We start from the raw sequence: 15,744 nt of genomic DNA on the forward strand, positions 1-15,744 counted from the left end.
GCACACATGCGAATAAGGGGAGCCGAAGCTCCCCCGATCTTTAGCGGTGGATAGTCGAACCGGGCGTCGTAGACGTCGTGTTGACGTGATCATGCCTGCGACGGCCGAGCAAACCAGCAAGGCCCAGAAGTCCAATCAGCCCGAGCCAGCCCATATCGAAGTCGTTATCGCGATCAGCCGCTCGCGGGGTATTCTGCTGCGTGGCTGTAGGATTGGTGTTATTCTGCTGAGCAAGCGCCGGGGTAGCTACGAGAGCAACCGCAAGCAGGGACGCGGAAAGTATTTTCATTGGTGAACTTCCTAAGCCGGGAGAGGTGACGAGGAACGCCTCTGGGTGGAAAAGGGTTCACAGCTCCGTGAATGATCGGAGCTCCCCAAGTGGGTCAGTTAGAAATTTGTCGGGGTTGACCCAACCTTGGTCCCGGCTCGCGGGCCATGTAGGCTAAGGACATGATCGAGCCCAACCAGACCGCCTTTATCGTCAAGGTGACGTGGCCTGATGCCGACACGCCGAACGGCCGGCTGACGATGCTCTATGCTGTCCTAGCAGATGACCCGGAGACGGGCGTTCAGATCGTGAAGAACGCCGTGAAGGCCGACGCCGAGGTTGAGTTGAGCGAGGCCCGCCTCTCTCAGGATACGGCGCAGGCGATCGGCCTGCTGCCCGGTTATGCGAGGGCTCTATGACCACCCCCAAGCGCCCCCGCGATCCCAATCGGCTCGCTAAGTTCATTGTAGCTGCGGCGACGGGGGAAGGAGAGTCGTCGCAGGCCGCCGCGCCAATGCCGTCATAGGCGGGAAGCTGCCACGGTCGGCGCAGGTGATGGCGTCCGCATGGCCGAGGTGTGGAAGCGGATGCTCGCGACGGTCATCTGACAGGTGCTGCTATTCGCGGGAACAGTAATGCTCGCGTTAAAGTTGCTCCTGGCCGATCGGCTGCAATAGCGCTTTAGCTCTCGGACTCAGGGCATGTTCCTATGGACACTCCAAACGCACTACCAAAGCGTGTGACCGAGCAGGACCGTCTTGTTGGACAGCGCATCAAGATGCTGCGCAAGTCCAAGGGAATTTCGCAGTCTGCGCTCGGCAGGGCCCTCAGCGTGACGTTCCAGCAGATCCAGAAGTACGAGAATGGCGTGAACCGTGTCGGCGCCAGCCGCCTGAGCGAGGTTGCGCGGGTACTTGAGGTACCGGTCTCGACCTTCTTCGAGGAAGGGGCCGGCTTGGTCGAGCAGGGCCAGAAAGAAGCGTTCGAGTTCCTACGCGTCCCGGGGGCCGTCGATCTGCTGAACGCCTTCATCACGATCGAGGATGACCGGCTACGCCGTGAGGTGCTGGCCCTCGTTCGCAGCGCGGCTCGCACCGTTGCGTCCGCCGCTCAGTTGGGCTACTCACGAGCCACGGTCAGCACCCGTAGCTCAGCTGGATAGAGCGTTGCCCTCCGAAGGCGGAGGACCCAGCTCTCTGATGAGCATGCTACCTCCAGTCCTTACAACAGGTTAGCAGATCCGTTCGTAGCGTGGGCGATGCGGTCGCGTTTTGCCGGCGCAAAAGGGCCACATCGCCGTGGGTATGCAGACTCAACGGTGTCGATCAGCAGGAGGCCGCCGCGGCAGCAAGTTCGCCCCGGCAGGCGCCGGCCCCCTGATAGCTTGGCCCTGCTGCTTTGCCGGCATCACCTGGCGCGCGAAGCTCCCCCGGCCGTGGATCAAAACCCGATCAAGAGAAAAGCCCATTCCAGCGCCGGTAAAAGGATTGCAACAACAGTGGGGTGGCTTTTCCCACCGGATCCCGATCAAAACCCGATCAAGAACTAGGCCCAGTGCGGGACATAGCCGGCCCGGGGCGCCTCCGGATCCGCAGGACGGATCAGGCCGGCGGCCAAGGCATCCTTGATAATCCGGGATGCTTGCGCGGCATTCTGCTTAGCAATTCCGAGGCGTTCGCACAGGGAGCTGTTCGTCATTCTTGAGTTTGCCAGCACCTTGAGGACCGCATGCTGGTAGGCCGCTCGGACGCGCTCGACCTGTGTCATTTCTCCGAACTGCCGGGGTGCCAGCAGCACGGCTTTCATGTTGTCACCCTCGGTTCGAAAATCTGGAGGGGGAAGCTGGAAAATCTCAGCCGCGTTGACGGCCTTGTCGATGCCGGTGCCCTGCTCCTCGCAGATTTTCATTCGCCGCATCAGGGTGTGTTCAGGCTCGGCCTACATATCAGCCGCGGACGGGGCGGCGAACTGTCGGGCTGCCGGCGTTTTCCTAGCAAATCGCGCATCCAGCACCGGATTGGAACTCGGTAACTTTCCGGAGGCTTCTGTCCTGACCGTAGGGCATCCGAGCGCATGACAGACAGCCCAATTTTGCTGGATGGCGATGACGCTGCAAAGCGGCTCAGGAGCCTCCTGGCTCGCAGGGATGATGCGAGCCTCGGTATCGCATTTTGGGGAGCTGGCGCGCTCAAGGGACTTGGCCTCGATCGGCGACCAGCTGGCGTGGGGACGCGCATCCTCTGCGACCTGTTCAGCGGTGTCTGCAATCCAGGAGAGATCAAGAAGCTGCTCGATGCTGGCTGCGAGATCCGGACCCTAGATGACTTCCACTCCAAGCTGTCGGTTGTTGGCGACGTTGCGATCGTCGGATCGAGCAACGCATCCAGCAATGGGCTCGGCTTTGAGGGTGCGAGAGCAGCCGGCAACGTCGAGGCAAACGCGCTGCTCACGGAGCCGACGTTCGTTGCAGAGGCGCTTCAACGCTTCAACCTGAGCTGGGAGCGTGCCCCCCCGTCACCGCGACTTTGGCCGATGAGGTAAAACCGCTCTGGCAGCAGAACCACGGTCGAGCCCAGCGCCAGTACGTCCGCACGTTGCTGCAGGTGGCGCGGGCAGAGCCGAGACGCATTTCGAAGATGGTGTACGTGCTCGGCTTTGTCGTCGCGGACGTGGATCAAGATGCGATCGATGCGTTCCAGGCAGGGCCAGCCGCGACTTATGCAATCTCAAGGTTGACCGCGCTTGAGGGAGAGTATCCCTTCTACGTGAACGACTCAGACTGGAGGCCGGAGGCAGGAACGATCTTCGTCGAACTCACCGCGTCGAAAAAGCGATCGAAGCTGAGATACGGTGGCATTTGGCGTGTGCGGGAGGACGGGAGCGTCCCGATCAAGCCGGGCGCGGACGGCAAGCCTCGTAATCTCATCCTTTGTGACGAGCTTCTGGATATCGACGGCTGGCGCTTGCCCAAGCAGGAGCAGAGCGAGCTTTCCAGGCTGGCAGGAGCCTACCTGACGAAGCACGGTTTGTGGGACGCGACGAAGGTAGAGGACGACGGCAGCCTCATCGAGATGCCTCTCGTCGAGTTCCTCATAAAGGCCGCGGTGTGATCGCCCGGCTTGTGTGCTCCGGCTACGGTCGAGATACGTGTGTCGCCGTCGGCGTGGACCCGGATCGAGCCCTGAACCAGCAGGGCATCGGCTGCGCCGAGGCTGCGGTGCGGATTGTCTGCGCCGCCCGACAGCAGCGCATCCCGATCGGCGGCGACCCGGCCAACGGCACCTGCCAAGTCGGCGGCTTCGTGCAACTCGCCCAGATCAACCGGGGCGCTGCTTCGAGCGTCATTGCCCATCGGTGGCCCGACGCCGTTGGGGTTCGCCTCGACCCCGCGAATGGGCCGGTGTGCCCGGCACCCACCTCCGAGCAGCGCACCAAAGGTTACATTTAGCATCGTTAAATCGGCCTGATCCTAAGTCTTTGTGTGCAACGACGATGCTACGTCGGCTCCAGAAACAACAAAATCGACGGCTGCACGCACACGACATGGTGAATGGACCGTTAATTTAACGCGACATCAACCATATCTGCGGTTGCTTGTGTCGAACACGAAAACCATAAGCACAGAAGATGTCCAGCATCTCGCTGACTGATCCGCCCCCACTGAAGTGGTCCGCCCTGAGGTATGGCTTTTGAGCCAGATGAGGACGGACAGATGGGAACGAAGCGGCACAAGCCGGAAGACGTGGTCGCCAAGCTGCGGCAGGTGGATGTTCTGGTCTCGCAGGGCCAGAGCGTGGCGGAGGCGATCCGGGCCATCGGCGTGACGGAAGTGACCTACTACCGCTGGCGCAAGGAGTACGGCGGCCTGAAGAGCGATCAGGTTCGACGGATGAAGGACCTGGAGGTTGAGAACCAGCGGCTGCGCAAGGCGATTGCGGATCTCACCCTCGACAAGCTGATCCTGCAGGAGGCCGCTCGGGGAAACTGACCAGCCCCGCGCGCCGACGCGCCTGCATCGCGCATGTCATGAACGTCCTAGACGTCTCCGAGCGCCGCGCCTGTCGGGCGCTCGGGCAGCATCGCTCGACGCAGCGCAAGGTGCCGCGGGGAAGAGAGGATGAGGCCGCGCTGACAGCCGACCTCGTGGAACTGGCTCGCCAGTACGGGCGCTACGGCTACCGGAAGATCGGTGCATTGCTGAAGGCGGCGGGCTGGTTCGTCAACGACAAGCGGGTCGAACGGATCTGGCGGCGCGAGGGGCTGAAGGTCCCGTCTCGGCAGCCCAAGCGCGGCCGCATCTGGGACGGGGATGGTTCCTGCCTGCGATTGCGGGCGGAGCGTCGCGATCACGTCTGGTCCTACGACTTTGTCGAAGCCCGCACGCACGAGGGCCGCAAGTTCCGGATGCTGAACGTGGTCGATGAGTTCACGCGGGAGTGCCTAGCGATCCGCGTCGCACGCAAGCTGAAGGCGGCGGACGTGATCGACGTGCTGTCCGACCTGTTCATCCTGCGCGGCGTGCCCAGCCATATCCGCTCGGACAACGGTCCGGAGTTCATCGCCAAGTCCGTGCAGGCCTGGATCACCGGTGTCGGCGCCAGAACAGCCTACATCGCACCCGGCTCGCCATGGGAGAACGGTTACGTCGAGAGCTTCAACGCACGACTACGGGACGAGCTTTTGAACGGTGAGATCTTCTACACGCTCAAGGAGGCGCAGATCGTGATCGAGAGTTGGCGTCTACACTACAACAGCGTGCGCCCGCACGCCTCGCTCGGCTACCGACCACCGGCCCCGGAGGTGTTCGTGCCGGCCTTCACCGCTTGGCCGGCTGCGCTCACTCGGTCGGCTCCGCCGGCCAAGCGACCCGTGGAGCAAAGGCCGACCCTGCACTAACTTAGAACTTGGACCACCGCGTGGGGGCCGATCAGAACGTCGCTGATCATCAAGCGCTTACGCAGAATGTCCTGGCGACCGGCAAACGCGTTACGTCTGCGCTCGACAATCCAGTCAACTTCTTCACAGCCGCGGGACTTTCAGACCGCCGAGCCGATTTGAGCGGCCTGCTCGATGGGCTGTCGAACGGCATACAAACATTGCAAGCAGCTAGAGCCGTTCCCGCTTACGTAGCGACGGCCAAATCGTTGTCGTAGCCGGCGGCGGCGAGGCAGTTGCAGCATTCGTCTGGGGTGAAGCGGGTGAAGGCGTTCCGGATGGCGTCCCAGAGGTCAGCCACGGTGCGGGCGGCTGCGGTCCGCAACAGCGCTTTCAGCTTGGCGAAGATCTGTTCGATCGGGTTGAACTCGGGGCTGTAGGGCGGAAGGTAGAGCAGCCGCGCGCCGGCCGCTTCGACCCGCTCGCGGATGCCGCTGACCTTGTGAGCTTGCAGGTTGTCGAGGATCACGGTGTCGCCGGGCCGCAGCACCGGGACGAGGCGGTTGGCGACGTAGTCGCGAAAGCGCTGGCCGTTTGTGGCGCCATCCGCGAGGTCGAGGGCGCACAGGCCGGTGGTGCGCAGAGCGGCGGTGACAGTAGTCGTTTTAGAATGGCCCTGCGGTACGAGGAGCCGGCAGCGCTCGCCGCGCGGGGCGCGGCCGTAGCGGCGGGCCATGTTGGTGGCAGCCGCCGTCTCGTCGAGGAAGACGAGCTTGTCGGGGTCGAGGTCGGGCTGAGCCTCGAACCACGCCTCACGCGCCGCCTTCACGTCGGCCCGCTCCTGCTCAGCCGCGTACTGCGCCCCTTTATGGATGGCCCGCCCCTCACCGGACTGCGCTGCTAGGCTTGCAGGGTAGCCGAGATGAGGAAGGGAGCGGGACGATGACGATTGCGGTTCTTGGGATCGACCTGGGCAAGAACAGCTGCAGCCTCGTCGGGCTGGACGCGGCGGGGCGGGTCGTGCTGCGCCGACGCATGCGGCGCGAGGGGGTGATCGCCTTCGGCGCGAAGCTGCCGGGGTGTGTCGTTGCGATGGAGGCCTGCTGCGGCGCCCATCACATGGGCCGCGCCCTGGCCGAGCAAGGCCACACCGTCCGGCTGATGTCGCCGGAGTACGTGCGCCCCTACGTCAAGGCGCAGAAGAACGACGACCGCGACGCCGAGGCCATCGCCGAGGCGGCCACACGCCCGACGATGCGCTTCGTGGCACTCAAGTCCGAGGCGCAGCTCGACGTGCAGACCCTGCACCGGGTCCGCGACCAGCTCGTGGGCGAGCGCACGGCGCTGACCAACCAGATCCGTTCCGTCCTGCTGGAGCGTGGCCACGTCGTGGCGCAGGGGCGCGCCAAGCTCACCGCTTGCCTGGCCGCGTTGCTGGACACAGACGCGGGCGCGTCGCTCACACCGCGCATGCGCACCCTCATGGCCGAGGTGCGCGAACGCTGGCAGGAGCTCGACCAGCGCATCGCCGCGCTCGACGCCGAGTTCGCTGAGCAGGCCCGCATCAACGAGGACGCTCGTCGGCTGACCACGATCCCGGGCATCGGCGCACTTAACGCGACCGCGCTGGTGGCGGCCATCGGCGACGTGGCCAGCTTCGCCCGCGGGCGCGATCTAGCGGCTTGGCTTGGTCTCGTACCGCGGCAGGTGACGACCGGCGGGAAGCCTCGGCTCGTCGGCATCACCAAGCGCGGCAGCAAGTACCTGCGCAAGACGCTGGTCCAGGGTGCCCGCGCCGCGCTGCCCTCGCTGCGCCAGAGCGACACCCATCTCGGGCAGTGGCTGCGCGGGCTGCTGGCGCGGTCGCACGTCAACACGGCGGTGGTCGCCCTGGCGGCCAAGATGGCGCGCATCGTCTGGGCGCTGCTGCGCCACGGGCGGGTCTACGAGCCGGCGGCCGTGGCCGCCTGATCCGAGTTCGGCCGGCGCGGACGCGCCGGCCTTTCGATGTCTGCGGGCGGTGAGAGGAAGATGGCCTGACAGTCGACCGGTGTTTTGGAAGCCTCTCCGCAAAAATGGCGCTCGACGCCGACCCCTTTATGAGGCCCAGGACGCGCGGATCTCCATCTTGGCCAACGGCGCTGCCGGAAGGCCGGATACGTTTATGCAGACTGCACAGACCAGCGGATCCGAGCCACTTGCGGACGGGGCGGGCCATACGTTTTGCGGGTGATGCCGTGGCGAGCGAAGAAGCGTGACAGCCCGCTCGTGCTGGTCTGCACGCCCTGCTCGGCCAGGGCGTCGCGCAATTCGCGCAGGAAGAGTTCGGGCTGCGCCTCATCGAGGGAGAGGATCAGATCCGCATGCGCCTCGATCGCCGGCAGGCTGTCGTCGGCGTGAGTCGGTTTGGGCGCGACGTGACCCTGCTGCGCAAACCGCTGCGACCAGCGGCTGGCGCTCGACACGCTCACCCCGAACCGCGCCGCCGCCCAATGGAAGGAAGCGCCCCCGGCCACGGCCGCTACGACGCGTTCGCGCAGATCGACAGACAACGGTGAAGGCATCGCTGGCTCCTTCACCGGTCAACGCCCCAACCACCGTCCCGTCGCAACATCGCCGGGAACAGCTCTAAGTCATTGAGGAGTTTGGCGCGCCACCTCGAATAAAACTGCGAACACCTACGTTATTGAAATCGATAGATAATCTCACGCGCAGAGCTCGCGGCTTAGAGCCCGTTTCATAACGGGGCGGAAGGCTTGGCGGTTTTGTGGGCGGCGGGTTTCGTGGGCATTGGGAGAGTATCTGACGCTCACCCAGGACAACCTCCACGACAGCCGCGCTGGTACGCGCCTCGCGCGGGCTCTGGCCCTTCCTAGCACACTGCTTCGCCGACCGCGCCTATCAGGGCGAGCGCATTGGCTCGGCCATTGCCATCGCCGTGGATATCATTCGGCCGGAGGAAGGCCAGAAGGGCTTTGCCGTCCAGCCCAGGCGCTGGGTGATCGAGCGCCCCTTCGGGTGGATCGCTCGTTGCCGCCGAATGACCCGCGACTACGAGGCGACACCGTCCTCAGCCCTCGCCTTCTTGGTCCTCGCCGCCATGATCCTCGTCAGGCGCCTCGCCAAAGCAACGTAAAACGGGGTCTTAGAAAGGGGCGAGCTCGCTTTTAGTGGAAGAGCCTTCTTCGACCAATTCGAGGCTTTTAGCTGCCGTTGCGTACCCTTCGTGCCAACAGGTTAGGGCTTGATAGCCTCCTCCCGCTTTTGTCATTCAGAACCTCTGGATGACGCCAGCCTTGTTGTAGGCATCGGGGACGCACTCGGCGACGGCTCTGCGCACGTTCACCGCCTCCTGCTTGCTGGCGTAAGGCCCATAGTAGACGGCGTAGGCCGGGAAGCGGAAGTAGCCCTGACTAGGCTTGGTCAGGCCAAAGCGGGGGCGCACGCCTGTGCAGTTCGCCACGTCCTCGATGGCGCTCACCTCGACCACGCCGTCCGGGAGCGCGCTGGCGATGAACACGTAGTGGCCGAGCCGGTCACGGGAGTACTCCGTGTCATTGCTCACCAGCTTTTCTGTGATGGCAAGCTCCACCCGGATGCGCTCGTTCTCCATCAGGATTTTACCGCCGGCCATGACCTGCGATGAACCGCCTGCCGCGATGACCAGGGACGAGACGATGGTGGAGAGGAGATGGCGGCGCATGGTGGAACTCCGGTGTGTGAGCCTGCAGGAGGCGGTGGCTTCAGTTCAGGGCAGCAGCTCCGGCCGCCCTCACAGACACACCTTCCCTCACCTTGCGCTGGCCGGTTGTGGCGCAGCCCACAGGGGATGAGCTGAACCGGGGTAGCCGCACCATCGGTCCGCCCATCCTCGGCCGAGCCTCCTTGCAGCGTCTCACAGGCTGCACTGTGTGAGGGTGCGCCCCGCTGGATCGCGCAGTTCGAGCCGGCCCTGCAGCTTGGCGCCTCGGCCCAGGCTGAGGCTGGGACCTTCCAGCTCGGCCCGCTGCCCGGCCCGGATCTGGAAGGCGTCGCCGGTCGAGCTCGACACGCTGTTGCGGCCCGCATCCCGGGCCGCAATGCTGAACTCGTATTCGCCCTCGGCGGCAATTGCAGAATGCACGACCGCCACGAGCACCTGCTCGCCGCCACGCCTCGCCTGGTGCAGCTCGCACCGCAGCGGGGCAGACGGGGACGGTGCCGGCTGCACGTGAGCCGGCGCTGGGTTCGTCTGGGTGAGAGAAGTATCGGGCATGGACATGGACACGGCGGGGTTGGCCAGGCACGAGAGCGAGAAGACACAAAGCCAGCTCATCGGAAATCTCCTGTTGGTTTGAGTTGTATGAGGTCGCAGCCCACACGAGGCTGCAGGCTTCCAGAGTCTTGGGTTAGTCGATGAGGCAGGGCGCCACGCGCACCCCGCGCCGACCCGATCCGGTGATGACGGTCTGGCTGGGACGGCCGCCTGGGCAGGGACCGGCAAAGAGATCGAAGTCGTTGCCGTCGCCATCAACCACGAAGCCAGAGAAGGGGCCGTGGCCGTAGCCAGTGGAACGGACGCTGTTGCCGTCGCCGTAGACCGTTGCGCCGATCTGGGCGGCGGAGGCTCCGGTGACGCTCGTCAGGCTAAGGCTGGCAAGCAGGAGGGTGAAGGACAGGACTTTGGGCATAGTTGAGGCTCCTCGGATGAATGATTGCGGTGGGGATCAGAGAAGGTGGATCTGAGACGAGGCAGGTCATGTCTGGCGGGGTGGTTGGTTCACCCCGCCGAGATCGACCGCCAGATCACCACGCCTCGGCGCGAATGACGTTGCCGGTGCCGAAGACCCGGCCGCCGACGTAGCTGCCGTTGGCCGCGCGCAGGGCCATCTCGTTGCGGTGGCCACGCACGAAGGCATCGATCCGGCCGCCCGAGCGAGCCTGGGTGCCGAGCTGGTTGTCGAGGCCGCGCATGTCGACCCGGGTGCGGGTGCGGATGCCGAAGCTGCCGGTCACGGCCCGGCTGCCGGGGCCGGCGACGGTGCCGGTGACCTCATGGCGGTCGCCGCGGCCGTAGGCACCCCAGTAGGCGCAGTCGCGCGCGCCGGTATCGATGTCGCTGTCGTTACCGTAAAACTCGGTGGCCATGACCGAGCGGCAGCCGGCTATGGCGGGGGCGGAAGCAACGAGGGCCAGGGCGATACCGGCGGCGGCGGTCAGGAGGGTGCGGGTGGTCATGGGAGCCTCGGGATGCTGAGCGGAGAGGTCTTGGCCTCTCCGGCTGGCCGGCCGCTGCGGCCGTCCTCACACCCACACCATCGCTCAGCCCCAACTCACCCGTTGTGGGACAAACCACACCGGAGCCACGCAGCCGCGCCTGGGCCACAGCTCGCCAGCCAGATGCGGATCAGGCAGGCGCCGGCACTTGGCTACCGTTCTGGCTGCACAACCACCTGCCGCCCTGACGCACCACCTTGAGCAGTGCCTGACTGCCGTGCTTAGTTACTGAGACGAGCGACACTCACAGTCTGCCATGTCAAAACTTTTCCTCAGCCACTCCAGCCACGACAATGCTGCCGCCGTCGCGCTCCGCGACTGGATGCAACGCGAGGGCTTCGGCGACGTCTTCCTCGACACCGATCCAAAACGCGGCATCGCCGCCGGTGAACGCTGGGAGCGGGCCCTGCACGAGGCCGCCAGCCGTTGCGAGGCTGTGCTTTTCCTGGTCTCGCGCGCCTGGCTCGCCTCAGGCTGGTGCCTTAAGGAGTTCAACCTCGCCCACAGGCTCAACAAGCGCCTGTTCGGCGTGCTCATCGAGGACATCCCCGTCACCGAGCTGCCGGTCAATCTGACAGGCACCTGGCAGCTCGTGAACCTCGCCTCCGGCCGCGACCATCTCGTCCTCACTGCGACCCTGCCGGTCACGCACGCGGAGGAGCACGTCACCTTCTCGGCCGAGGGACTCGTGCGTCTGCGCACGGGCCTGCGCCGGGCCGGGCTCGATCCGAGCATGTTCGTCTGGCCGCCAGCCGATGATCCTAAGCGCACGCCCTATCCGGGCCTGCGCCCGCTGGAGGCGGAAGACGCCGGCATCTACTTTGGGCGCGAAGCGCAGATCATCGAGGCACTCGACCGGATCCGAGCCCTACGCACGGGGGCAGCACCCCGCCTCCTATGCATCCTGGGCTCATCGGGCGCGGGCAAGTCCTCGTTCCTGCGCGCCGGTCTGTGGCCGCGCCTCGCCCGCGACGACGAACACTTCCTGCCGCTGCCAATCCTGCGGCCGGAGCGCGCCGCCCTCACCGGCAAGAGCGGACTGCTGAGCATCCTCGAGGATGCGGCTGAGGCGAATGGGCTCGGGCTGACACGTGCGGCCATTCGCCAAGCTATCATCAAAGGTGCGGCTCCCCTCCGTCCTGTCCTCACTCAGATCCGTGATGCCGCCGCGCATTCGGTAGCCGAAGAAGAGGCCCATGACAGGACTGAGCGCCCGCTTCTCGTCCTGCCGATTGACCAGGGCGAGGAGCTGTTCCTCGGCGAGGGGGCGCACGAGGGCGGCGCCCTGCTGGCGCTGCTGCGCGACCTTGTTCTGGAAGATGCACCGGCTTTGGCCGTGGTGCTGACGATCCGCTCGGATGCCTTCGAGCGGCTGCAGCTTGCGCCCGCGCTGGAGGGGATCGCACTGCAGACGATGACCTTCGGCCCGATGCCGCGGGGGATCTATAGTACGATCATCGAGGGCCCAGCTGATCGCATGCGTGAAGCGGACCGCCGGCTTGTTGTCGAACCGGCGCTGACGCGTGCACTGCTCGACGACTTGGAGGCGGGCGGCGGGCGCGATGCGTTGCCGCTTCTGGCCTTCACCCTGGAAAGGCTGTGGCGTGAATACGGTGGCTCGGGCCGACTGGCTTTGGCAGACTACGAGCAGCTCGGGCGAGTCCGTGGCTCGATCGAGGCTGGCGTCCAGGAGGTGCTGCGGCAGGCTAGCAATGATCCGCGCCTGCCGCGGGATCGAGAGGCGCAACTCGCCCTGCTGCGACGTGGGTTGATCCCGTGGCTGGCGGGCATCGATCCCGACACGGGCTCGCCGCGCCGTCGCGTTGCACGCCGCTCGGAGATCCCGGCCGAAGCTGTCGTGCTCGTTGATCTACTGGTCGAGGCACGCTTGCTCTCGACCGACACCGATGCGGCAGGCGAGGCGACGGTTGAGCCGGCCCACGAGGCGTTGCTGCGGCAGTGGGGGCTGCTGCAGGGATGGTTGGAGGAGGATTTTGCGGCCCTCACGGCTCTGGAAGGTGTGGGGCGGGCCGCACGAGAGTGGGAGGCGAACGCACGCGGTGAGGCTTGGCTGGCGCATGGCGGCGAGCGTCTGGCCGAGGCCGAGCGACTGCTGGACCGGCCCGACCTCGCGGCGCAGCTCGACGAAGCTGCACGAGAATACCTCGCGGCTTGCAAAAGGCGGGTCGAGCGGGAGCTCGCAAAAGAACAGCAACGCGCACGGCAAAGGCGATGGCTCCAATGGGGGGCAAGTGCGGCAGCGCTGATCTTCGCCGTCCTGAGCCTAATCGCGCTTTGGCAAAGCTGGGAAGCGGGAACCTCACGTCAGGATGCAATCGCACAGAAAGAAGAGGCGCAACGTCTTTTCTCTGTCGCCAAACAAGAAAAGATGGAGGCTCAACGACAAGAGCTACTCACCAGAAAGCAGGAGGGGATCGCAAAAAGCAATCAGTCATCCGCACTGAGCGCACTTTCGGCAGCAAGTTTATCTAAAAATCCAACTGTTTCTGCTAAATTGGCAATTGCCGCATGGCCGCGCTCGAATTCAGATCACTCACCAAAAATGAAAATAGCATTGCAGGCTATAAGCAACGCGCTTGTGCATATGAGAGAACGGCGGGCCCTTCCGCTTCATGCTACCTCTCCAGACATCGCGTCGTTCTCGCCGGATGGGACACGTCTCCTATCTGCTTCAGCGGACCACGTCGCTCGACTTTGGGATATTGAAACCGGCAAGCCGGCTGTCGAATTTAAGGGCCATACCAGCGCCCTCAAATCTGCAACTTTCTCACCTGACGCCAAACGTCTCCTCAGTTCGTCAGAGGATCAAACTGCTAGGCTTTGGGACGTTCAGACTGGCCGCACGCTCGCAATTCTTGCTGGACACTCGGGGCCAATATCGCAAGCTGTGTTTTTTCGTGATGGCACTCGCATTATTACAACTGCACTGGACGATAAGACTGTACGAATTTGGGACGGTGTGAATGGTCGCCTTCTTACGGTTATCGATGATTTTCTCGTCGGCAATGAAGATGTGAGTGGCTCTATTGCATTCTCTCCTGACGGCACCCGAGTTGCAGTAAGTTTAGAGGATAACAGAGCGCTTCTTTGGGATGCGGAGGCCTTAAAACCCGTTTCGTTACTAATAGGACATGACAATTGGCTGACCGATATTGCATTTTCTCCAGATAGTAATCGTATTGTCACAACTTCTTTGGACAAGACTGCTCGTATTTGGGAGACAAAGAGTGGTCAGCCTGTGGCTATACTAAAAGGGCATACTGGCACGTTAGAGTGCGCGGCCTTTTCGTCCGACAATAATCGTATCTTTACCATCGCATCTGCGGACGATTCGGCTAAACTTTGGAACGCTAAAACTGGTCAACACATCGCCAATCTCGATAGAGATTCAGCTGGATACCCTGAAGACAAAAGGACACGCTCCGACATTGCATTTTCGCCAAACGGCAAGTTTATCGCCACGCTCTCGAAAAACAACCTCGTTAAGGTTTGGGACTCCGAAAATGGCAGAGTCACTCAAGTTCTTCAGGGGCATTCAGCAGGCGTCACCAGTGTAGCGTTTTCGCCGGAAGGCAGTCGCATTCTTACTACTTCAGAGGATGGCACTGCCCGACTGTGGTTAACACATACCGGTCATAATTTAGCGGTCCTAAATGGACACATCAACACTTCAGAAAGCGCTGTTTTTTCTCCCGATGGCTATTTTGTGCTTACTACTTCTTTTAGTGATGACAAAGCCCAGCTCTGGGACGCAATAACTGGTCAAAATCTCGCTTCATTCCAGGGCTACCAAGGAAATATCCGAATATCAATTTTTTCTCCAAATAGTAAATACGTACTAACCACAGCTTCGAAGGATAAATTTGTTCGGATATGGGATACGGGACTTGTACAGACTTCGGCTTTCTTTGCGGGGCATAAAAAGAGAGTGCGCAGGGCTACGTTCTCATTTGACGGCAAGCGCATTCTATCTATGTCAGACGACGGAACAGCTCGACTGTGGAACGCCACAAATGGACAAGCCCTCGCCGTCATGAATGTGAGTAGCAGATATCCCGTTCGGAGCGCTATATTTTCTCCTGACGGCAGTAAAATTGTTACCGTGCCGGAACGAGGATCGCTTACATTCATACCTCCTATACCAGACGATAATACAGCTCGAGTTTGGGATGCGAAGACGGGTCAATTGCTAACAGTGCTGGAGGGGCATGAAGGGGGAGTAAACAGTGCAGAGTTTTCACCTGACAGTCGGCGGGTAGTGACGGCCTCGGTGGACGGCACCGTTCGCATTTGGGACCCGGCAACCGGGCAGCCTCTTTTTGTTCTGAGGGGACATCAAGGTAATGTATTTAGCGCCTCTTATTCATCAAATGGAAGTCGCATACTTACTGCAAGCGCTGGTGACAGTGCCGCTCGGATCTGGGATGCCGTAACAGGGCAAATTCTTACGGAATTCACGGAGTACGGGCGCGGCGTAGACATCGCCATGTTCTCGGACGACTTAACGAGGCGAATCCTTACGGAATTCAGGGAGTACGGGCGCGGCTTAAACATCGCCGTGTTCTCACCAGATAGCGGAAGAGCTCTGACAGTCGCCAGTGAAAGCAATTTCGCTCGAGTTTGGGATGTATCAACTGGCAAAGTTCTCATCGAGCTCAGGGGACATGAGAATAGCCTAAATAGTGCCACTTTCTCAGCGGACGGTAGGCGTATTTTAACCACTGCTTATGGTGACAATGACGCTAAGATTTGGGATGCTGCGAGCGGCCAAATTCTTGCAGAAATCAAAGGCGGCGAAACCGGATTGAATAGTGCTGCGTTCTCGCCAGATGGTAGTCGTATTATCACTACCGGAAGCGGAAGCAATGTGGCTCGAATTTGGGACGCCACGTCAGGTCAAGCTCTTATCGAGCTTAGTGGGCACAAGTTTGACGTGGAAAGTGCAATGTTCTCGGCCAGTGGCGATAGAGTTGTCACCACCTCAGCGGACACTACTGCTCGGCTCTGGAATGTCGCACCAATTCCGAATGGTAATTTGCTTAAAGTTGCATGTGCTTTGCTTCCTGATTATGACCTATCCGACTTGGCGATTGAATATGGATTCACGGCGCTTGAGCCAATATGCAAAGATGTGGCGCGAGCACCTATGTCACTCAAGTAAATTTCGATGATGCTCGGATGTGCTGCGGCCATAAAACTGGTTTCAACCTAGCGGATATGTAAGATCATATAGGGCTATGGAAGTAGGACGTGCGGTGAAGTCAGATGACGAGCGCGGAGCCGGTGATGCTAAAGCTGTGGCGCAGCCCACAGGGGATGAGCTG

The 15,744-nt window shown here is 62.4% G+C and carries 14 protein-coding genes and 3 pseudogenes; 9 read left to right on the forward strand and 8 right to left on the reverse strand.

Translation table 11 applies throughout. The features are described from left to right. Positions 1-40 precede the first annotated feature (40 nt). Positions 41-289, reverse strand: coding sequence for a WGxxGxxG family protein (locus MSPGM_RS25350; protein WP_080577109.1), 249 nt, complete (start codon positions 287-289; stop codon positions 41-43). A 161-nt stretch (positions 290-450) separates the two neighbouring features. Here MSPGM_RS25350 and MSPGM_RS06135 point away from each other — a divergent pair, with 161 nt between their 5' ends. Next, positions 451-687, forward strand: coding sequence for a hypothetical protein (locus MSPGM_RS06135; RefSeq protein WP_003605599.1), 237 nt, complete (start codon positions 451-453; stop codon positions 685-687). A 290-nt stretch (positions 688-977) separates the two neighbouring features. Beyond that, on the forward strand, positions 978-1,430 hold the full coding sequence (locus MSPGM_RS06140) for a helix-turn-helix domain-containing protein (protein WP_003605598.1): 453 nt from the start codon (positions 978-980) through the stop codon (positions 1,428-1,430). A 383-nt stretch (positions 1,431-1,813) separates the two neighbouring features. Here MSPGM_RS06140 and MSPGM_RS06145 read toward each other — a convergent pair whose 3' ends face one another. Next, the gene (locus MSPGM_RS06145) at positions 1,814-2,185 is read right to left on the reverse strand and encodes an ATP-binding protein (RefSeq protein WP_003605597.1); all 372 of its coding nucleotides are present in this window, start codon (positions 2,183-2,185) and stop codon (positions 1,814-1,816) included. A 156-nt stretch (positions 2,186-2,341) separates the two neighbouring features. On the opposite strand from MSPGM_RS06145, the gene MSPGM_RS06150 reads away from it, so the two are divergent. The 4 genes from MSPGM_RS06150 (at position 2,342) to MSPGM_RS06165 (ending at position 5,164) form a co-directional block, all read left to right on the forward strand. Continuing rightward, a complete protein-coding gene (locus MSPGM_RS06150; RefSeq protein WP_003605596.1) occupies positions 2,342-2,809 on the forward strand; it encodes a phospholipase D-like domain-containing protein in 468 nt (155 codons plus the stop codon). A gap of 95 nt (positions 2,810-2,904) precedes the next feature. After that, positions 2,905-3,378: a hypothetical protein gene (locus MSPGM_RS06155; protein WP_003605595.1), complete on the forward strand. Its 474-nt coding sequence runs from the start codon at positions 2,905-2,907 to the stop codon at positions 3,376-3,378. Beyond that, positions 3,375-3,716: a hypothetical protein gene (locus MSPGM_RS06160; protein ID WP_003605594.1), complete on the forward strand. Its 342-nt coding sequence runs from the start codon at positions 3,375-3,377 to the stop codon at positions 3,714-3,716. Before MSPGM_RS06155 ends, MSPGM_RS06160 begins: the two co-directional genes overlap by 4 nt. Positions 3,717-3,980: 264 nt before the next feature. Continuing rightward, positions 3,981-5,164 (forward strand): IS3-like element ISMex5 family transposase gene (locus tag MSPGM_RS06165; RefSeq protein ID WP_209688052.1). Its coding sequence is split into 2 segments (ribosomal slippage): positions 3,981-4,245 and positions 4,245-5,164, totalling 1,185 coding nucleotides; the frame shifts between segments, so codons are not numbered across the junction. Between the two features lie 226 nt (positions 5,165-5,390). On the opposite strand, the pseudogene MSPGM_RS06170 reads toward MSPGM_RS06165, so the two are convergent. Next, positions 5,391-6,011 (reverse strand): annotated as a pseudogene (locus MSPGM_RS06170) (IS630-like element ISMex21 family transposase); the annotation flags it as partial. A gap of 74 nt (positions 6,012-6,085) precedes the next feature. Here MSPGM_RS06170 and MSPGM_RS06175 point away from each other — a divergent pair. Continuing rightward, a complete protein-coding gene (locus MSPGM_RS06175; protein ID WP_261926093.1) occupies positions 6,086-7,114 on the forward strand; it encodes an IS110 family transposase in 1,029 nt (342 codons plus the stop codon). Positions 7,115-7,365: 251 nt separating this feature from the next. Here MSPGM_RS06175 and MSPGM_RS06180 read toward each other — a convergent pair. Continuing rightward, a pseudogene (locus MSPGM_RS06180) lies at positions 7,366-7,707 on the reverse strand (helix-turn-helix domain-containing protein); the annotation flags it as partial. Positions 7,708-7,979: 272 nt separating this feature from the next. Here MSPGM_RS06180 and MSPGM_RS06185 point away from each other — a divergent pair. Further along, a pseudogene (locus MSPGM_RS06185) lies at positions 7,980-8,279 on the forward strand (transposase); the annotation flags it as partial. 135 nt (positions 8,280-8,414) lie between these two features. Here MSPGM_RS06185 and MSPGM_RS06190 read toward each other — a convergent pair. The 4 genes from MSPGM_RS06190 to MSPGM_RS06205 form a co-directional block, all read right to left on the reverse strand. Continuing rightward, positions 8,415-8,846: a hypothetical protein gene (locus tag MSPGM_RS06190; protein ID WP_261926203.1), complete on the reverse strand. Its 432-nt coding sequence runs from the start codon at positions 8,844-8,846 to the stop codon at positions 8,415-8,417. 192 nt (positions 8,847-9,038) lie between these two features. Continuing rightward, entirely contained in the window at positions 9,039-9,398 is a 360-nt protein-coding gene (gene csgH, locus MSPGM_RS06195) for a curli-like amyloid fiber formation chaperone CsgH (protein ID WP_261926204.1), read from the reverse strand. A gap of 133 nt (positions 9,399-9,531) precedes the next feature. Further along, the gene (locus MSPGM_RS06200; RefSeq protein ID WP_261926205.1) at positions 9,532-9,813 is read right to left on the reverse strand and encodes a type-F conjugative transfer system secretin TraK; all 282 of its coding nucleotides are present in this window, start codon (positions 9,811-9,813) and stop codon (positions 9,532-9,534) included. Positions 9,814-9,928: 115 nt separating this feature from the next. Then, positions 9,929-10,360, reverse strand: coding sequence for a hypothetical protein (locus MSPGM_RS06205; protein ID WP_261926206.1), 432 nt, complete (start codon positions 10,358-10,360; stop codon positions 9,929-9,931). 295 nt (positions 10,361-10,655) lie between these two features. Between MSPGM_RS06205 and MSPGM_RS06210 the strand changes: the two genes are divergently transcribed. Next, the gene (locus MSPGM_RS06210) at positions 10,656-15,581 is read left to right on the forward strand and encodes a TIR domain-containing protein (protein WP_261926207.1); all 4,926 of its coding nucleotides are present in this window, start codon (positions 10,656-10,658) and stop codon (positions 15,579-15,581) included. Positions 15,582-15,744: the final 163 nt, after the last annotated feature.

Source organism: Methylorubrum sp. GM97 (assembly GCF_024347855.1).
GTDB lineage: Bacteria > Pseudomonadota > Alphaproteobacteria > Rhizobiales > Beijerinckiaceae > Methylobacterium > Methylobacterium extorquens.

Excerpts from the sequence above, each read along its gene's own strand:
- MSPGM_RS06150 (WP_003605596.1), top strand. The coding sequence starts at position 2,342 with ATGACAGACAGCCCAATTTTGCTGGATGGCGATGACGCTGCAAAGCGG.
- MSPGM_RS06200 (WP_261926205.1), bottom strand. The coding sequence starts at position 9,813 with ATGCCCAAAGTCCTGTCCTTCACCCTCCTGCTTGCCAGCCTTAGCCTG.
- MSPGM_RS06140 (WP_003605598.1), top strand. The coding sequence starts at position 978 with ATGGACACTCCAAACGCACTACCAAAGCGTGTGACCGAGCAGGACCGT.
- MSPGM_RS06155 (WP_003605595.1), top strand. The coding sequence starts at position 2,905 with ATGGTGTACGTGCTCGGCTTTGTCGTCGCGGACGTGGATCAAGATGCG.
- MSPGM_RS06145 (WP_003605597.1), bottom strand. The coding sequence starts at position 2,185 with ATGCGGCGAATGAAAATCTGCGAGGAGCAGGGCACCGGCATCGACAAG.
- MSPGM_RS06205 (WP_261926206.1), bottom strand. The coding sequence starts at position 10,360 with ATGACCACCCGCACCCTCCTGACCGCCGCCGCCGGTATCGCCCTGGCC.
- MSPGM_RS25350 (WP_080577109.1), bottom strand. The coding sequence starts at position 289 with ATGAAAATACTTTCCGCGTCCCTGCTTGCGGTTGCTCTCGTAGCTACC.
- MSPGM_RS06190 (WP_261926203.1), bottom strand. The coding sequence starts at position 8,846 with ATGCGCCGCCATCTCCTCTCCACCATCGTCTCGTCCCTGGTCATCGCG.
- MSPGM_RS06175 (WP_261926093.1), top strand. The coding sequence starts at position 6,086 with ATGACGATTGCGGTTCTTGGGATCGACCTGGGCAAGAACAGCTGCAGC.
- csgH (WP_261926204.1), bottom strand. The coding sequence starts at position 9,398 with ATGCCCGATACTTCTCTCACCCAGACGAACCCAGCGCCGGCTCACGTG.
- MSPGM_RS06210 (WP_261926207.1), top strand. The coding sequence starts at position 10,656 with ATGTCAAAACTTTTCCTCAGCCACTCCAGCCACGACAATGCTGCCGCC.
- MSPGM_RS06135 (WP_003605599.1), top strand. The coding sequence starts at position 451 with ATGATCGAGCCCAACCAGACCGCCTTTATCGTCAAGGTGACGTGGCCT.